Genomic DNA, 16,035 nt, shown 5'->3' on the forward strand with positions numbered 1-16,035 from the left:
GCCCGGGCGGTCGACACCCTTCGTGACCGGTCAGGAGGCCAGACGCAGCCTGGTGCCCCCGAGGCCGCTCGCCACGTCCTCGCGGCAGGTCAGCACCAAAATCTGCATGCGGCGGCCGGCATCGGTCAGGATGTCGAACATGCGCTCCATGCGGCCCTGGTCGGCGAAGGCCAGCGCGTCGTCGAGCACCAGGAACGCCGGGCGGCCGCTGGCCAGCAGCATGTCGGCGAAGGCCAGACGCGACAGGATGGCGATCTGCTCGCGAGTGCCGTGCGACAGGGAGTCGAAGGTCTCGCCGTCCGCGTCCGCGGGGCCGAGACTGTCGAGGCGCGACAAGGCGGTGATCGAGAAATCATCCGCCAGGCTGAGCCGGGCGCGCGGGAACAGCGCCTGCAGGTATGGGCTCATCCGCGTCATCAACGGCGCCAGGGTGCGCTCGCGCGCCGTGCGTTCGGCCTGCAGCAGGGTGTCGCGCAGCAGGGTCAGGATCGCGGCCTCGCGCCGGAAGTCGTCATGTGCGCGGCTGGCGATGTCGCGGCTGCGGGTCGCGCTCTCGATCTGCTCGTCGAGGCCGATGCCCTCCTCCTGGCCGATGCGACTCTCAAGCCGGGCGATCTCCTCGCGCAGGCTCCCGATCCGCGCCTCGCGATTGGACCGCTGCTGCTCCAGCCGGAGGATCGCGGCGTTCGCCATGTCCTCCGTGCCCTCGGGTCCGGATGCCAGCAGCGCCTCCCGCTCCAGCCGCCGCAGCGACACGGCCTCTGCCGAACGCGACGACCTTCGTGCCAGCGCCTCCGCCGGTTCCGCCGCCTCGGCCGCCGCCTGCTCGTCGGACAGGCGCCGGCATTCGGCCTCACGGTCGCGTCGCGCGAACTCCACCTCGCGCAGTTCCGCCTCGGCGATCCCGAGATCGGCGTCCGGGGCAAGCAGTGCGTGGCGCGACCGGATTGCCTCCTGACGCGCCTGGTCCTCGCAGGTCGCCGCAGCCAGCCGATCCGTCAGGGCACTTGCCAGATCCGGTGGCGCGCCAATCCCGAGTGCCGCGAGCCGCTCCGACACCCCGAGCTGAAGCCCTGCCACATGCTGGCGGAGTGCCACGATATCCGGCCTCGTCTTGCCTTCCGCCGCTCCCGTGATCGCGCCCGACAGACACTCCGCCAGACCCCGCTGCGCCTGGTCGAGGGCGGCCTGCACACGACGACGCTCGGCCACCGCCTGTTCCGCCTGCACCAGGCTGGCACACCCTGCCACCTCCAGGGCGCGCGCGAGCACCCGGGCGGTTTCCTGCGCGGCGGCGTGCAGCCGATCCTGGTCCCGCGCTGCCGGCAGGATCCGCATGCGTCCGATGCCGGCGATCACCAGCTCGGCGGGACGGGTCAGGCTCAGCCGGGTGTCGCCCGGCGCCACCGCGTGCGCCGGCTCGCCCTCCACCAGCAGCTCCGCCGCGACCTCGAGCGAGAGTTCAACCGTGGTGGCCTGCGCGAGCAGCGCCGCCTGGTTGCCGCGATGCGCCAGTTCGGCCTGCTGCAGCGCACGCAATCCCTCCTCGTCGAGCCGCAGCCGGGACAGCGCCAACGACAGGTCGGCCACGCGTGCGGCCTCTGTTTCGGCCTGTGCCAGACGGGCGAGGGCGACGTCGCGCGCCGCTGCCTGTTCCGCGACGTCCAGGCGGGATACGGCCGCGCGCAGATCACGCTCGGTGGCATCCTGGCGGCGGCCGGCTTCGTCGAAGGCCTGGCGACGCTCCTCCCGGGCAGCCTGTGCCGCCTGCACACGGGATCGCGCCTGCGCCTCGGTCCCGCCAAGCCCGTCGAGCTGTCGCGCGGCTTCGGCCAGGCGTGCAGCCCGCTGGGTGCGACGGTCCTGTTCGGCGCTAGCATCGGCATGCGCCGACACCGCCAACCGGAGCGCAGCCTCCGCTTTCTCCAGCTGCGCCCGGCTGCCCAGCACCGCGTCGCGATGCCGCCGTGCCGCAGCCAGCGCCTCGACAGCGCGCGCCGCCTGCACCGGGTCCTCGTCCTGACGCAGTTCCCGCCTGGCCGTCATCACTGCCGCCAGGTCGGCTCTAAGCGCATGGCGACGCTGCTGCAGCGTCTCGATCGCGGCGGTTGCAGCGTCCCGGTCGAGGATCGCCGCCTTGTAGCGGTCACGCGGCTTGCCGTAGCCGTCCAGCAATGCCGCGATCGGTGTCTGCAGTTGCTTCAGCAGCCGACCGATCACGGCGCCGCCGCTGACGCTGCCGAGCTCGGCCTCCAGGCATTCCGACAACGTGCTGCGGGCACCCTCGCCGAGCCGGGCCTGGGCGAAGCTCTCGCCCTGCGACACCAGCAGCGCACCCCAGATCGAGGCCGTCTGCGCCGCAGCATCCTTCGAGGCACGCGAGGCCACCGACACGCCGAGCAGGCGGGCCAGCCGTTCCTCCGCAGCGTCGCCTTCATACGCCGTGCCGCCGGAAATCATCCGCGCCCCGGCTCGCGAGAGAAACCGCTTCTCGATCCGGTGCGCCATCCCCTCGTGCTCGAATTCGAGCGAGACCGTCGGCGCGGTGTTGCCGCGATGATGCTGGTAGCTGCGGATCGCGTCGCTCTTCGAGCCGTGCTTCTCGAACAGCACCGCCCGCAACGCCGCCAGCACCGTCGATTTGCCGTGCTCGTTCGGACCGCACAGCACGTTGACGCCATCATGCAGCCCCTCGATCCGGACCTTGCGGTCGAACTTGCGGAACTGGTCGAGCTCGATCGTGCGCAGCCTCATGACGACGCTCCCTCGCGCGCGATCATGTACACGAGGCGCTGCAACGCGGCCCGGGCGATGTCGGGATCCGATGCGGCCTCGGAGCCATCGCCGGCAAGGGCAGCCAGCCGGTCGGCCGCGTCACGCAACGCGCCGGCGGTGCCGAGTACGGCCAGGTCGTCCGGTGTCGCCACCGGCTGCAGGCGTGATGCGTCGATCCGAAGAGCCCGGAGCGCGCTGCCGACGCCGTCCTCGATCCGGTCCCGGAAGATCGCATGATCCTCGAGTCCGAGCGCGCCCTCGACGATGAGCCACGCCAGCACCCGGCTCGGGTCGTCGCGGTCGATGCCACGCAGCCGCTCCTCCAGGGCGTCGATGTCGGCGCGACCGGTCAGCATCGCGCTCTCCCGGCGCCAGACGAAGCGGCCGACCGGATGCGGCGTCGCCACCGGCACGGCACCCTCCAGCGAGACCAGCAGCGCGCTGCCGCCACCGTCGCCACCGCGATCGAACCCGTCAGGTTCAGGCGTGCCCGAGTACCAGCTGCGCTCGCCGGCCGCGACCATGCCGTGCCAGTCGCCGAGTGCCAGGTGTGCCAGGCCGCTGCGGGTCGCACGGTCGGCAGCGATCAGGTTGTGCGCTGCCGACGGGTCGGAGCCGAAGCTGCGTACCGAACCGTGCGCCAGGCCGATACGGAGCGCGCCCTCCGGCGTCGCCACCTCGTCCATTCCGGCAGTGGGGTCACCGAACGCATGGCGCCGGTCCAGCACCGCCGGCAGCAGCCAGACCTCCCGATCGGACGCTCCCTCGAGCGGCACCGGCTGCGGCGACAGATGCGCGTGCACGGTGTCCGGCAGACCCAGCCGCAGCAGCCGTTCCCACAGCCCGCCTGGCAGGTTGGGGTCGTGGTTGCCGGGGATCAGGTGCCAGTGCAGGTCGGGGAAGCGGCGCATCCGCTCCAGGGTCTGACGCAGAGTCTTGTCGCTCGGGCCGGGATTGTCCCAGACGTCGCCCGCCACCAGCACCACGCGGGCGCCCTGCGTGCGGGCCAGCAGGCCGATGCGCCCGATCGCCTCGAGCCGCTCGTTCTGCAGCACCGCCAGGGTGTCGTCGTCGGCGAAGCGGAAGCTCTTGCCGATCTGCCAGTCGGACGTGTGCACGAATCGCATCGGCCGGATCATACACCCGGGCGGTGCCGGCCGTCAGAGCGGGTGCTTTGCCTCCGCCACACGCAGCGCCTTGCGCATCAGCGTCGGCAGCGCCTCGTCCGCCAGCGTGTCGGCCGCGCGCAGGAAACCGCGGGTGCCGGTTCCGGGCGGGATCCGCGGGACGCGCGCGCGCCACACCTCGACGGTCAGCGCGAAGTGGGTGAAGACGTGCCTGACGGTGCCGGCCTGACGCCAGTCCGCGACCAGCGGCGCCAGGGCCATAGCCTCGGCCTGGGTCCAGGGCGTCTCGCGCCAGGGTGTGCCGGGCAGTTCGGTCATGCCGCCGAGCAGGCCCTCCGGTGGCCGGCGCTGCAGCAGCACCGCGCCATCGCGGTCGGTCACGTGGAACATCACGCCGTGCCGCTCCGGCCGCACCGGCTTCGGGGTCTTGCGCGGCAGGTCGGCGGCGATACCGAGTGCGCGCGCCCGGCATGGGTCACGCCACGGACACAGCGCGCAGGCCGGCCGTCGCGGGGTGCAGATCGTGGCGCCGAGATCGAACAGGCCCTGTGCGAAATCCGACGGCCGCGCGCGGGCATCCGGGTCCTGGCCGAGTGTCGCCGCCGCTACGCCGAGGGCCTTGCGGGCAGCCGGCAGCGGCGTCTCGACGGCGAACAGCCGTGCCGCCACGCGCTCGACATTGCCGTCCACCGGCACCGCGGGAACGCCGAACGCGATCGCGGCGATCGCCGGTGCGGTGTAGCCACCGATCCCGGGCAGGGTGCGCAGGCCTTCGATGGTGTCGGGAAACCCGCCGCGCGCCGCGACAGCCTTGGCGCAGGCGTGCAGGTTCCGCGCCCGGGCGTAGTAGCCGAGCCCGGCCCAGGCCTGCATCACGCGCTCCTCTGGTGCGGCGGCCAGAGCCTCGACGGTCGGGAACAGCTCCAGGAAGCGCCGGTAGTAGGATAGTACGGCCGCTACCGTGGTCTGCTGCAGCATGATCTCGCTGAGCCAGACATGGTAGGGATCGGCGGTCTCGCCCGGGGCGGCACGCCAGGGCAGGATGCGCCGGTGACGATCGTACCAGTGCAGCAGGTCGCGGGCTTCGGGAGGCACGAGGGGTCTATGGCGAAGGACGGTGCAGGCGGCAAGCCGGTGGCGGATACGGGAGCGCCGCGTGACCTCGGTCCGCGCACTCCGGGCCGCCACGTCTATGGCCCGCGCACCCTGGCGACGCTGCTGCCGCCGATCACCAGGCCGGCCTTCAAGTCACGCTCGCCCGCCGCGGCGCAGTTGATGAGCGACTGGCCGGCGCTGGTCGGTCCGGTCACCGCCGCGGTCACCTCGCCACGGCGATTCTCCGGCGGCACCCTGACGCTGGCAGCGAGCGGCGTCACGGCACTCGAGCTGCAGCACCTGGCGACGCAGCTGATCGCCCGTATCAACTCGGCCCTGGGTCGGCAGGTCGTCGAGCGATTGCGCTTCGTGCAGGATGATTCCATCACGGGCGCCGGTTCGGCAGCGCCGGAGGTGGCAGCGCCCGAACCGGTGCCGGTGGCGATCGGCGGCCTGCCGGACGGGCCGCTGCACGATGCGCTGGCCCGGCTCGGCGGCCGCATCGCCAGCCGGTCGCGTTCCTGACCACGTCACACCAGCCATCCCGGAGCCTGACGATGCCGATCCGCCGCCGAACCCTGCTTGCCGCCGCTCCCGTCGGCCTGCTGATGCCGTCCCTCATCCGTCCGGCGCTGGCACAGCGGGCCGATGCCCGGATGGATACGCGCTCGGTCGGTCGCGCGGACGCCAAGCTGGTGGTGCAGGAATGGTTCTCGCTGACCTGCACGCATTGCGCCCATTTCAGCCAGACCGCGTTCCCCGAGGTGAAGGAGAAGCTGATCGATACCGGGCGGGTGCTGTACGTCTTCCGCGACTTCCCGCTCGACCAGACGGCGCTGTTGGCCGCGGCGGTGGCCCGCTCACTGCCGCCCGACCGCTACCTGCCGTTCGTCGAGCAGCTGTTCGCGACGCAGGACAAGTGGGCCTTCGTGGAGGATCCGTTCGCCGCTCTGGGCCGCCAGGCGGTGCTCGCCGGCATGTCGTATCCCGACTTCAAGGCGCTCTCGCAGGACCATCTGCGCGACGAGATCCTGGCGGAACAGGATGCCGGCCAGAAGCAGTACACCATCGAGGGCACGCCGACCTTCATCTTCGGCGCTACCAAGGCCGGGCCGGTCACGACCTATGCCGAGTTCGCCGCCGCCGTCGATGCAGCACTCGCCCATGCCTGATCGGCAGCCCCTGTCCGAGCGACCTTGGTTGGGGGTATCCCGGGGGTGTCAAACCACGTCGTGCCGGAGTCGTCGCCGATGAGCCTGTTTCGCCGCACCCTGATCCTCGCCGGTATCGGCCTGCCCGCGAGCGCGCTGCTGGATCTCGCCGTGCCCGGGTCCGCCTTTGCGGCCGCCGCCGATCCGCGCATGGCGGTGCGGGCGCTCGGACCGGCGGACGCCAAGGTGGTGGTGCAGGAATGGTTCTCGCTGACCTGCACGCATTGCGCACGCTTCAGCCAGACGGCGTTCCTGGAGGTGAAGAGCAAGCTGATCGACACCGGGCGGATCCGCTACGAATACCACGACTTCCCGCTCGACCAGGTGGCGCTCACGGCCGCAATGGTGTCGCGCGCCTTGCCACCGGAGCGCTACGAGCCGTTCGTGCAGGCGCTGTTTGCCAGCCAGGACCAATGGGCGTTCTCGCAGAGCAACGACCCGCAGGTCGAGCTGGCCAAGATGGCGGCATTGGCCGGCATGTCGCACGACGTGTTCCAGCAGACGGTCGCTGACCAGGGCCTGCGCCAGGCGATCCTGGACGAGCAGAATGCCGGCCAGGCGAAGTACAAGATCGACAGCACGCCCTCGTTCATCTTCGGCAAGACGCTGTTCTCAGGCGAGATGGAATACGACACGTTCCTGCAGAAGGTGAACGCAGCGGCGGCCTGACCTGGTGTCGGAGGCGGCCGTCTCCGCGCCCCCATCGCTGCCGGGAGTGTCCGGTGCCCGCATGCCGGTTCGTTTTGCCCGCCTCCGTATCACCGGCTTCAAGAGCTTCGCCGAGCCGGTCTCGGTGGAGATCCTGCCCGGCCTGACCGGCATCGTCGGGCCGAACGGCTGCGGCAAGTCCAATGTCGTCGAGGCGCTGCGCTGGGCGATGGGCGAGAGCAGCGCACGGTCGCTGCGTGGCGGCGAGATGGATGATCTCATCTTCGCCGGCACCGCCGCCCGCCCGGCGCGCAACCTGGCCGAGGTGGTGCTGACGCTGGAGGAGGCGCTGGGCTTCGCGCCGCCGCCGTTCCACGAGCACCACGAGCTGCAGATCAGCCGCCGCATCGAGCGTGGCGCCGGCAGCTTCTACCGGGTCAACGGCCGGGAGCTGCGCGCGCGCGACGTGCAGACCCTGTTTGCGGACCTCGCCAGCGGCGCGCGCTCCTCGGCGATGGTCAGCCAGGGACGGGTCGCGGCGATCGTCGGTGCCCGGCCGGAGGAGCGCCGGTCGATCCTGGAGGAGGCAGCCGGGATCACCGGGCTGCATGCCCGGCGGCACGAGGCGGAACTGAAGCTGCGCGCCACCGAGGGCAACCTGGTGCGTGTCGAGGATCTGCGCCGGCAGCTCGATGCGCGGGTGCAGGCGCTGTCCGGGCAATCGCAGCAGGCCGCGCGATACCGCGAGGTGGCGTTGCAGCTGCGCACGGCCGAGGCGTTGCTGCTGGCGCTGTTGCATGCTCGCGCCAGGCATGCCGTGCAGGTGGCCGACGAGGCGCGTCGCGATGCGGGGGCGGTGCTCGAGGCGGTGGAACCACGCCTGGCGCGTGCGGTGGCGGACGAGCAGGCGGCCGAGGCGGCGATACCGGGCCTGCGCGATGCCGAGGCCGTCGCCCGCAGCGTGGCCGAACGGCGGCGGGTGGAGGCGGAAGCGGCGGCGCTGGATGGCGAGCGTGCGGTTCGCGAGGCCGAGCAGGCTGCGGCACGGCTGCAGCACGCCAGGCGGGACCGCGAGGAGGCCGGCGCCCGCCTGGCCGATGCACGCGACGCGGCGACACGGCTGGAGGTCGAACGCGAGGCGCTGGAGGCGGCCGCGGCGGCGCTGCCGATCAGACGAGACGCCGAGGCGGAGCGAGCCGCCCGATTGCGCGCGACACTGCAGGCGGCCGAGCGCGACGCGCAAGAGGCCGCCGAGGCTGCCGCGTCGGCCCACACCATCAGCGCCGAATTCGCTCGCGATCGTGCCGCGGCCACGGCCCGGTTGGAGCGTGCACATTACGCCCTCTCGCAGCTGGACCATGAGCTGCAGCTGGCCAAGGCCGCACTCCCCGATCCGGCCGTGATGCAGGACCACGATCGGTCGTGCGAGCAGGCCGCGCTCGCGCTGGATGCGGCATCGCACGCACTGGATACTGCAAGCCAGGCTCATGCGGTCGCCGCACGCGTGGCGGATGCGGCGCGGATCGAGGCGGCCGAGGCGACGCGGCTGCATCGGGCCGCGGTGCAGGCCCTGCAGGATGCGGAGGAACGGCTTCGGCGCCAGGCGAAGGACTGCCAGACGCTGGAGCAGCGACGGCAGGTGGCAGAGAGCGGCCTGCTCACCGAAGCCGAGCTCGATGCGGCGTCGGGGTCGGTCCCGGCGGCAGAGGCGGCGCTGGCGGAAGCGACGGCAGCCTTGGACCAGACGGAGGTTGCCCGTGCGGAAGCGGTCTCGGCGAGGCTGGAACTTGCGGCACGGGTTCAGGATGCCGGACGACAACGGAACCAGACCGTGGCCGCTTTCGCGCAAGCGCAGGCGGCACGGGTGCGGGCGGCCTCACAGCACGACATGCTGGCGAGGGAACACGTCGAAGCGCGGGCCGCGATCCCCCCGGCCGCACAACTCGAAGCGGCTCGCGTCGACTGCATGAAAGCCGACGCGACCCTGGAGGCGGCGCAGACGCGGCTGGTGGATGCGGACCGGGCGGCTGAGGCGGCACTCGAGGCAGCTCGGCTGGCAGCGTCTGCATTCGCTGACCATCGCGAGGCGGCCGCTCGACTCGCGGCCGAGCGGGATGGGCTGGCACAAGCCCTGGCTGCCGATGATGACGCGGATCATGCAGGTGTCGCCACCCTCGCGGACCAGCTCGACGTTCCCGAGGGACTGGAAGCGGCACTGGCCGCCTGCCTCGCGGACGGGCTGGACGCGGCACTCGATCCCGACGCACCGCGCACCTGGCTCGACCTTCCGCCGCTCTCGCCCCCGCTTCCGCTGCCAGATGGCGTGGTTTCGCTGGCCAACATGCTCGACGTCCCGGCGCCGCTCATCCGGGCGCTGTCGCATGTGGGGTTGATCGACGTGGCGAACCGCCCGGATCAGCTGCAGGCGCTGTTGCAGCCGGGCCAATGCCTGGTGACGCGTGAGGGTGCGCTCTGGCGCTGGGACGGGTACCGCGTGATGGCCGGCTTGCCGAGCCCTGCGGCGCGTCACCTGCAACTGCGGTCCCGACTGCGCGCGATCCGCGTCCGGCTGGACCTGGTCGAGGCGGCGATGGTGCCACTCGAGCAGCAGGCGATGTCATGTGCCGCGGCTTGCGATGTGGCGCTGGCGGAGGCGCAGGCGGCACGGGCGGCGCGCGCTCCGGCGGAACAGGCGCTTCGTGCGGCACGTGATGAGCAGGCGGGCCTGGCCAGACTCGAGTCCGAGGCGCGCGCCCGGCTCGACGCGCTGGCACCGCAGCTCGAGCGCGCCGAGGCTGCCCTGGCGGAGGCCGATGCGGCAACTCGCGAGGCCGATGCAGCACGCGCAGCGCTCGTCGATGCAGGCGAGCTCGCCCGCGAGCATGGTGCGGCGGCGCTCTGCGAGGCGCAGGCGGTCGAGGCTGAACAGGAGGCGCGTGCCGGCAGACGCCGTGCCGAGGCGACGCTGCAACATGTACGCGCCACGGCCGCGGCACAGCTTGGCCGTCACGCCGAAAGCACCGGCTCGTGCGCGGCACTGGCGCCGTTGCTGGTCCGGGCGCGGGATGAGGTTGCCGCCGCGCGCGGTGCCGTGACCCTGGCGGCGGAGGTGCTTGCGGCCCGACCGGCGCCGGAAGCGGCAGACCGTGCACGTTCGGAGGCGCAGGACCGTGCCGATGCGGCGTCGCATGCGGAACAGCTGGCGCGTGAGCAGAGGCGTGCCGCGGAGATCCGGCTGGGTGCTTGCCGGACCGAGCGGGAGCAGGCAGCGGCGGCGTTTCTCGAGCAGCGGAGTCGGCTGGAGGCGCTTGCCGCGCGTCGGCAGTCGAGCCTGCACGAGCATGACGAGGCCGATGGGGCAGTGCGGTTGTTGGCGGAAGCTGGCGCACGGCTGGCGGATCCGGTTGCAGCCGCTGCGGCTGCTGCTGCCGCGCGCGATGCGCTGGAACGGGCGCGCGCCGCGGAGGCAGGGGCCGCCGAGGCACGCGCGGCTCTGGGTGCCGAGCAGGCCGGTCTCGATGCCAGGCGGGAACCGCTCCAGGCGGCTCTTGCCGATTGGCTGTCACGCGGGATCGCTGCTGCGGCCTCGCTCGAAGCTGCCGAGGCGCGGCTTGCCCAGGCGATTGCGGAGCAGGCGCTTCATGAAGCGGCGCCGGATGCATGTGCCGAGCAACTGCGCCAGCGTGAGCAAGCGGCGCGGCTGGCGGAGGACGCTGCCGCCGGTGCGCGGGAGGTGCTGACCCAGGCGGAGGCGGCGCTGCAGGCGGCGCAGGTTGCACGTCGCGCGGCCGAAGCCGGGCTGGTGGCCGGGCGGGAGGCGGTGCTGCGTGCAGATGCTCGCCAGGAGCAGGCGCAGGCGATGCTGGCGCAGCTTCTGGCAGAGACGTCGGAGCCCCCCGATCTGCCCGGGAATGCGGCGGTCGATCTGTCGGAAACCACGGAGACCGGCCTGCGCCGCCGTATCGCCAGGCTGAACCGCGAGCGCGACGAGATCGGGCCGGTCAATCTGCGCGCCGATCTGGAGTTGCAGGAGTCGGAAGCGCGGATCGCCGTCATCCTGCATGAGGCGGAGGAAATAGAAACCGCGATCGCCCATCTGCGCGGCCAGATCGGCCAGCTGAATCGCGAGGGGCGGGAGCGTCTGACCGAGGTATTCGAGGCGGTCGACCGGCACTTCCAGGCGCTGTTCGCGCGCATGTTCAATGGCGGGCGGGCGCATCTGGGACTGGTCGGGTCGGATGATCCGCTGAGTGCGGGGCTGGAGATCTACGCGCAGCCGCCCGGAAAGAAGCTCGCCACGCTGTCGCTGCTGTCAGGCGGCGAGCAGGCACTCACCGCGCTGTCCCTGATCTTTGCGGTGTTCCGCTGCAATCCGGCGCCGGTGTGCGTGCTGGACGAGGTCGACGCGCCGCTCGACGATGCCAATGTCGAGCGGTTCTGTGCGCTGCTCGAGGACATGGTGCGGGAGACCGGCACCCGGTTCCTGGTGGTCACGCACCACCAGCTGACGATGGCGCACATGGACCGGCTCTACGGTGTCACGATGCAGGAGCGCGGGGTGAGCCGCGTGCTGTCGGTGGATCTGGCACGAGCCGCAGAGATGGTGGGCCAGCCTGGGTGAGGCCGGCCCGACCGCTTCGGATCAGGCGGCGCGATAGCCACCGCCGGAGGGACGACGATTGCCGCCGTTCCGATTGGCACCACCAGGTGCGCCACCCGAGGGACGTCCGCCGGAACCCGAGCGCGGCGCGCCCTGACCACCCGACCGCTGGCCGCCCTGATGCTGGCCGCCACCCTGGCGACCACGTCCGCCGGCACCCAGCACCGGGGGGCGCATGGTCGAATTGGCGGCGGCTTCCGAGTGATACGGATGGTCCATGAACACCGGCAACGGCATGGCGATCTCGCGTTCGATGTCGCGCAGCCACTGGCGCTGCTCGGCATTGCACAGCGAGACCGCCCAGCCCTCGCGACCGGCGCGCGCGGTGCGGCCGATGCGGTGGACGTAGCTCTCCGGCACGTTCGGCAGGTCGTAGTTGAAGACGTGGCTGATCTCGTCGACGTCGATGCCGCGCGCCGCGATGTCGGTCGCGACCAGCACCTTCACGGCGCCGGAGCGGAAGCCGGCCATTGCGCGCTCACGGGCACCCTGGCTCTTGTTGCCATGGATGGCCTCGGCGGCGATGCCTTCCTTGACCAGGAACTCGGCGACCTTGTTGGCTTCGTGCTTCATCAGCGTGAACACGATGGCGCGCACGACCTTCGGCGACTGCACCAGCATCAGGGTTGCCTGACGCTTGTCGGCGTCGTCGACGAACATCGCCGCCTGGCGGATGCGCTCGACGGTGGTTGAGGGCGGAGTGACTTCGACGCGGGCCGGATCGCGCAGCAGGCCGCCGGCGAGCTCGGCGATGCTCTTTGGCATGGTGGCCGAGAACAGCAGCGTCTGGCGCTCCTTCGGCAGCATCGACACGACGCGGCGGATGTCGCGCACGAAACCCATGTCGAGCATGCGGTCGGCCTCGTCGAGCACGAGCACCTCGACGTTCGCCAGGTTGATATGGCCCTGGTTCACCAGGTCGAGCAGGCGCCCGGGGGCGGCCACCAGCACGTCGACGCCGCGGCGCATCGCCTCGACCTGACGGCCCTGGCCGACGCCGCCGAAGATCACCGCGTGGCTCAGGCGCATGTGGCGGCCGTAGGTGACGAAGCTCTCATCGATCTGTGCAGCGAGCTCGCGGGTCGGCGCCAGCACCAGGACGCGGGGGCCCTTGGGGGTGTGCGGGATGCGATGCTGCGCCAGGCGATGCAGGATCGGCAGCGCAAAGGCGGCGGTCTTGCCGGTGCCGGTCTGGGCCAGGCCGAGCAGGTCACGGCCGGCCAGCAGGTAGGGGATCGCGCCGGCCTGGATCGGCGTCGGCTCGGTATAGCCTTCCTCGGTCAGGGCACGCAGGAGAGGTTCGGCGAGTTTCAGATCTACGAAAGTGGTCATGAGCGGGTGGGCGCCTCCTGGCGCCTGATCCTGCCGGCGGCCATGGCCGCGTCGGGGAAGATCGCTGATATGAATGAAGGACGAGTTAATGGGCCGGACCCACGTTGAGGCGGTGCCGGTTGGCTCGTTGGATCAGATCGCAGGGATGGTTTGGTGAGGCGTCACTCTTCCGGAAGAAACTGGCCCTCTGCGCCGGACCGTCCTTCATGAAGGAGGCGTCAGGCGCTGCGCAGTGCACCTCACGGGGCCCACATAGTGACTTGCAGCTGTATAGGCAAGCAAAAACGGCTGTACGCAGTCGGGCGGAGCTTTTCGCGTTGATCAGTGGTTGCTGGCACCGCCCACCGCCCACCCCGGGGTCGACGCTGAGCCGGATCAGTAACCCGGTGCCGAGCGGGCGACCGGGAGGCTTACGAAAACGCAGGATGAGAGCGGTCAGGATCAGGCCGCGACCAGCCCCTTCAACGGGCTGATGCCACCGGCACCCGGGAAGATCGTCGACATGGACGACGCCGGCAAACGCATGTGCTGGGTGAGAATTCCCGACAGGACCGAGCGCACGTCGACTGTCGGGTAAAGGTCCTGGCCCTGGTAGAGCGCGGTCGGGGACAATCCTGGCCAGGTCGCGACAACCCTGCCCCCAGCGACCGCACCGCCTGCAAGAAGCATGGCGAAGCCGGTGCCGTGATCGGTGCCGGCGCTGCTGTTCGATGCAGCCTTGCGTCCGAATTCCGTGATCGTGACAACGACGGTGTTCGCCCAGGCGGCCCCCAGGTTTTTGCGAAGCACATCGAAGGCGTTGTCGAGGTCAGCGAGACTGGTCTTCAGGGTCGCCATCTGACTGCCATGGGTATCGACATTCCCGCTCTCGAAGGATGCGATCGAGGGGCCGCTGGGTGCAGCAAGAGCGATCGCGGCGGAGTAGGCGACCGACGCGACGGGACCGAGGCCCGCGGGCGCGGCGGTGGCCTGGGACCGGATGGCACACTCGGTCGTGTAGTCGTTCAGCGCCACGGCCATCGCTGGACCGAGCACCGGGTCGCGCGCAATCTGCGCCGCCGCCATGGCCAGGGTGGCGGACGGGATGCCACCGAGCAGGCCGGGCATCCAACCCGCAACCGGCGCGGCGCCCTGCAGCAGCAGCGGTACGTTGGATCCCATCGCCATGCTGGACTGCATGCTCCCGGTCCCCGGAATGAGTGCGGCGACGCGGTTCAGCCAGCCGTTGTCGCGCAGTGTCGTGGAGCCGGCCTGCAGGAAATCCTGGCCGTCGAAATGGCTGCGCGTATAGGCCACGTTGCCGACCGCATGCACCGCCAGCGCCTGCCCGTTCACGAACAAAGTCCTGAAGTTCGGCATCGACGGGTGCAGCCCGTAGAAACCACCGAGGTCGAACATGCCGCCTGCGGTCCCGACCGCACTATCCATGATCGGCGCCCGAAGCTTTGCGAGATAGGGATCGCCGTAGGGTGCCACGATGGAAAGTCCGTCGACCCCGCCTGTCATGTTGATGACAACGAGCCGAGGCGACGCGGTTGAGGCCGCTCGCGCCTGCGATCTCATCCCGAAATAGCAGACCGAGCCGAAGCCGAGGAGTGCCTGACGTCTGGTTGCGTGGATCATCGCCGCAGGAACTCCGGAAGGGTGAAGAGCACGGTGAGCTGGTTCGCGACGCCGCCCTTGAGCGATGCGATGGCCGAGGTGACGGCTGGTGTCAGGAACGGAAAGACGCTGGCGTTCCCGGCAATCGCGACAACCCCGGTCTGGCTGGCTCGCAACTTGGCGAGGGCGTTCGCCAGCACCGAGCCGACCCAGAGCCGCTTCTCCATTTGCGCCGGCCCGATCCAGTCGATCGCCTGATCGGACCAGCCGTTTGCGAATTTCGAATTCCACGGAAGGTTGATCGAGGATTGAACGACATCGATCAGGGTCGTTGTTTCGGCAACGCTTGCATTCATGGCACGAAGAATGGCGATTGCATGCTCGGACGGAGTGCGGACCTTCTCGAGTGGAGCCCAGGCGCTCGCCAGTTCGGTGATTGCGAGAGAAGCCGCGCCGAGGTTGCCACCGGTGCTCGCGAGCACTCCGGCGATCGTCTGCACGTCTGTCTCCGAGGGTGTGTCGGAGACGAAGTGGGTGACCAGCTTGGTTGCCAGGTGACGGTAGGTGGCCGGGTGTGATGCAAGCATCTGGATCGCAGCCGTACAGCCGGATGCGGTTCCGTTGAACGACTGTCCGAGCAGGATCTGGCTGCCAGGTTCGGCTGTCAGCGGGTTGTATTCATACCCTCGGGGCGCGGACGCCATGTTGACCTGCAGGCCGGTCAGCAGACTCGACAGGGCGAGGACGTCCGTTTGCGCGTAGCCGCCACTCACACCGACCGAGAAAAGCTCGAGCGTCTCGCGGCCGAGGTTCTGGTTGATGCTGAGAGCTGGCCGACCGGCCTTGGTGACCCGGACACCATCGGGGCTGTCCGGCCCGACATTCATGACGTTGTCGAGCGAGTACAGCAGCGCCGGGTGGTGCATGGCGGCTTGAAGCAGGCTCGCGAACGTGCCGGTCACGAAAGGCCGTATCGCCTCGCGAACGAATGGCCCCGCGGTGCCCATGGTCGCGCCGCGGTTCCGGAGTATTCCGAAATGGTTCGTCCAGAACCACACCAGCCGCTCGCGGAACGGCATCGGTGTGGTCACCGCAGCGACATAGAGGTTGTTGATTTCCGTCTGGTATTGCGTGATGAATTGCGTCTGCAGCTGGAGTTGTAGTGCCGGGGTGGCCGCCGAGACAACGTTGTAGAACAGGTCGAGCGCCTGGTCGGTTGTCGGCTGCGCATACGCCAGCGGATCCGGCCCCGAGAGTTGCGCCGTCAGCCATGCGCGGATGTCGGTGGGTGCGCCGTCGCTCGGCCTGCCGCCGAACCCGAACCGGGAAAAGGCGTGCACCGTTGTGGCGTTCGGATCTGCCATGAATGGGATCGCCCCTCGCGTTTCGATCTGCCCGACGCGAAGCGACGACGGTCGATGGTTCACACAGGCCCTTGGCGGGCGTCGTGACCATGACGGCGAAGTGGTTAATACGGAGTAAAAGGTGGAGATCACAGCGGGGTGATTGACCACCGCGATCGATGTGCGGGACACGCCCGCCTGTCAAGAAACTCAAGCCACTGGGGGACGGGTTGAGCCCGCCC

Annotated in this window: 10 protein-coding genes; 4 read left to right on the forward strand and 6 right to left on the reverse strand. The window is 70.3% G+C overall.

What is annotated here, in order from left to right:
- Positions 1 to 30: 30 nt before the first annotated feature.
- The 3 genes from ACOEQ2_RS11735 to ACOEQ2_RS11745 are packed head-to-tail and all read right to left on the reverse strand — an operon-like array spanning position 31 to position 4,997.
- On the reverse strand, positions 31 to 2,754 hold the full coding sequence (locus tag ACOEQ2_RS11735; protein WP_419728162.1) for an AAA family ATPase: 2,724 nt from the start codon (positions 2,752 to 2,754) through the stop codon (positions 31 to 33).
- Entirely contained in the window at positions 2,751 to 3,902 is a 1,152-nt protein-coding gene (locus ACOEQ2_RS11740; RefSeq protein ID WP_419728163.1) for a metallophosphoesterase family protein, read from the reverse strand. Before ACOEQ2_RS11740 ends, ACOEQ2_RS11735 begins: the two co-directional genes overlap by 4 nt.
- Positions 3,903 to 3,935: 33 nt before the next feature.
- A complete protein-coding gene (locus ACOEQ2_RS11745; protein ID WP_419728164.1) occupies positions 3,936 to 4,997 on the reverse strand; it encodes an A/G-specific adenine glycosylase in 1,062 nt (353 codons plus the stop codon).
- A gap of 9 nt (positions 4,998 to 5,006) precedes the next feature.
- Here ACOEQ2_RS11745 and ACOEQ2_RS11750 point away from each other — a divergent pair, with 9 nt between their 5' ends.
- The 4 genes from ACOEQ2_RS11750 to ACOEQ2_RS11765 all read left to right on the forward strand — a co-directional run bounded on the left by ACOEQ2_RS11750 (position 5,007) and on the right by ACOEQ2_RS11765 (position 11,477).
- Positions 5,007 to 5,522 carry a DUF721 domain-containing protein gene (locus ACOEQ2_RS11750; RefSeq protein WP_419728165.1) on the forward strand — a complete coding sequence of 172 codons (516 nt, stop codon included), beginning with the start codon at positions 5,007 to 5,009 and terminating at the stop codon, positions 5,520 to 5,522.
- 32 nt (positions 5,523 to 5,554) lie between these two features.
- On the forward strand, positions 5,555 to 6,169 hold the full coding sequence (locus tag ACOEQ2_RS11755; protein ID WP_419728166.1) for a thioredoxin domain-containing protein: 615 nt from the start codon (positions 5,555 to 5,557) through the stop codon (positions 6,167 to 6,169).
- Positions 6,170 to 6,247: 78 nt separating this feature from the next.
- Positions 6,248 to 6,877: a DsbA family protein gene (locus ACOEQ2_RS11760; protein WP_419728167.1), complete on the forward strand. Its 630-nt coding sequence runs from the start codon at positions 6,248 to 6,250 to the stop codon at positions 6,875 to 6,877.
- Between the two features lie 61 nt (positions 6,878 to 6,938).
- On the forward strand, positions 6,939 to 11,477 hold the full coding sequence (locus ACOEQ2_RS11765) for an AAA family ATPase (RefSeq protein WP_419728168.1): 4,539 nt from the start codon (positions 6,939 to 6,941) through the stop codon (positions 11,475 to 11,477).
- 21 nt (positions 11,478 to 11,498) lie between these two features.
- Here ACOEQ2_RS11765 and ACOEQ2_RS11770 read toward each other — a convergent pair whose 3' ends face one another.
- The 3 genes from ACOEQ2_RS11770 to ACOEQ2_RS11780 form a co-directional block, all read right to left on the reverse strand.
- Positions 11,499 to 12,848, reverse strand: coding sequence for a DEAD/DEAH box helicase (locus ACOEQ2_RS11770; RefSeq protein ID WP_419728169.1), 1,350 nt, complete (start codon positions 12,846 to 12,848; stop codon positions 11,499 to 11,501).
- 441 nt (positions 12,849 to 13,289) lie between these two features.
- Positions 13,290 to 14,354 carry a DUF1501 domain-containing protein gene (locus ACOEQ2_RS11775; RefSeq protein WP_419728170.1) on the reverse strand — a complete coding sequence of 355 codons (1,065 nt, stop codon included), beginning with the start codon at positions 14,352 to 14,354 and terminating at the stop codon, positions 13,290 to 13,292.
- A 113-nt stretch (positions 14,355 to 14,467) separates the two neighbouring features.
- Positions 14,468 to 15,985 carry a DUF1800 family protein gene (locus tag ACOEQ2_RS11780; protein ID WP_419728171.1) on the reverse strand — a complete coding sequence of 506 codons (1,518 nt, stop codon included), beginning with the start codon at positions 15,983 to 15,985 and terminating at the stop codon, positions 14,468 to 14,470.
- Positions 15,986 to 16,035: the final 50 nt, after the last annotated feature.

Source organism: Lichenicola sp. (assembly GCF_965198575.1).
GTDB lineage: Bacteria > Pseudomonadota > Alphaproteobacteria > Acetobacterales > Acetobacteraceae > Lichenicola.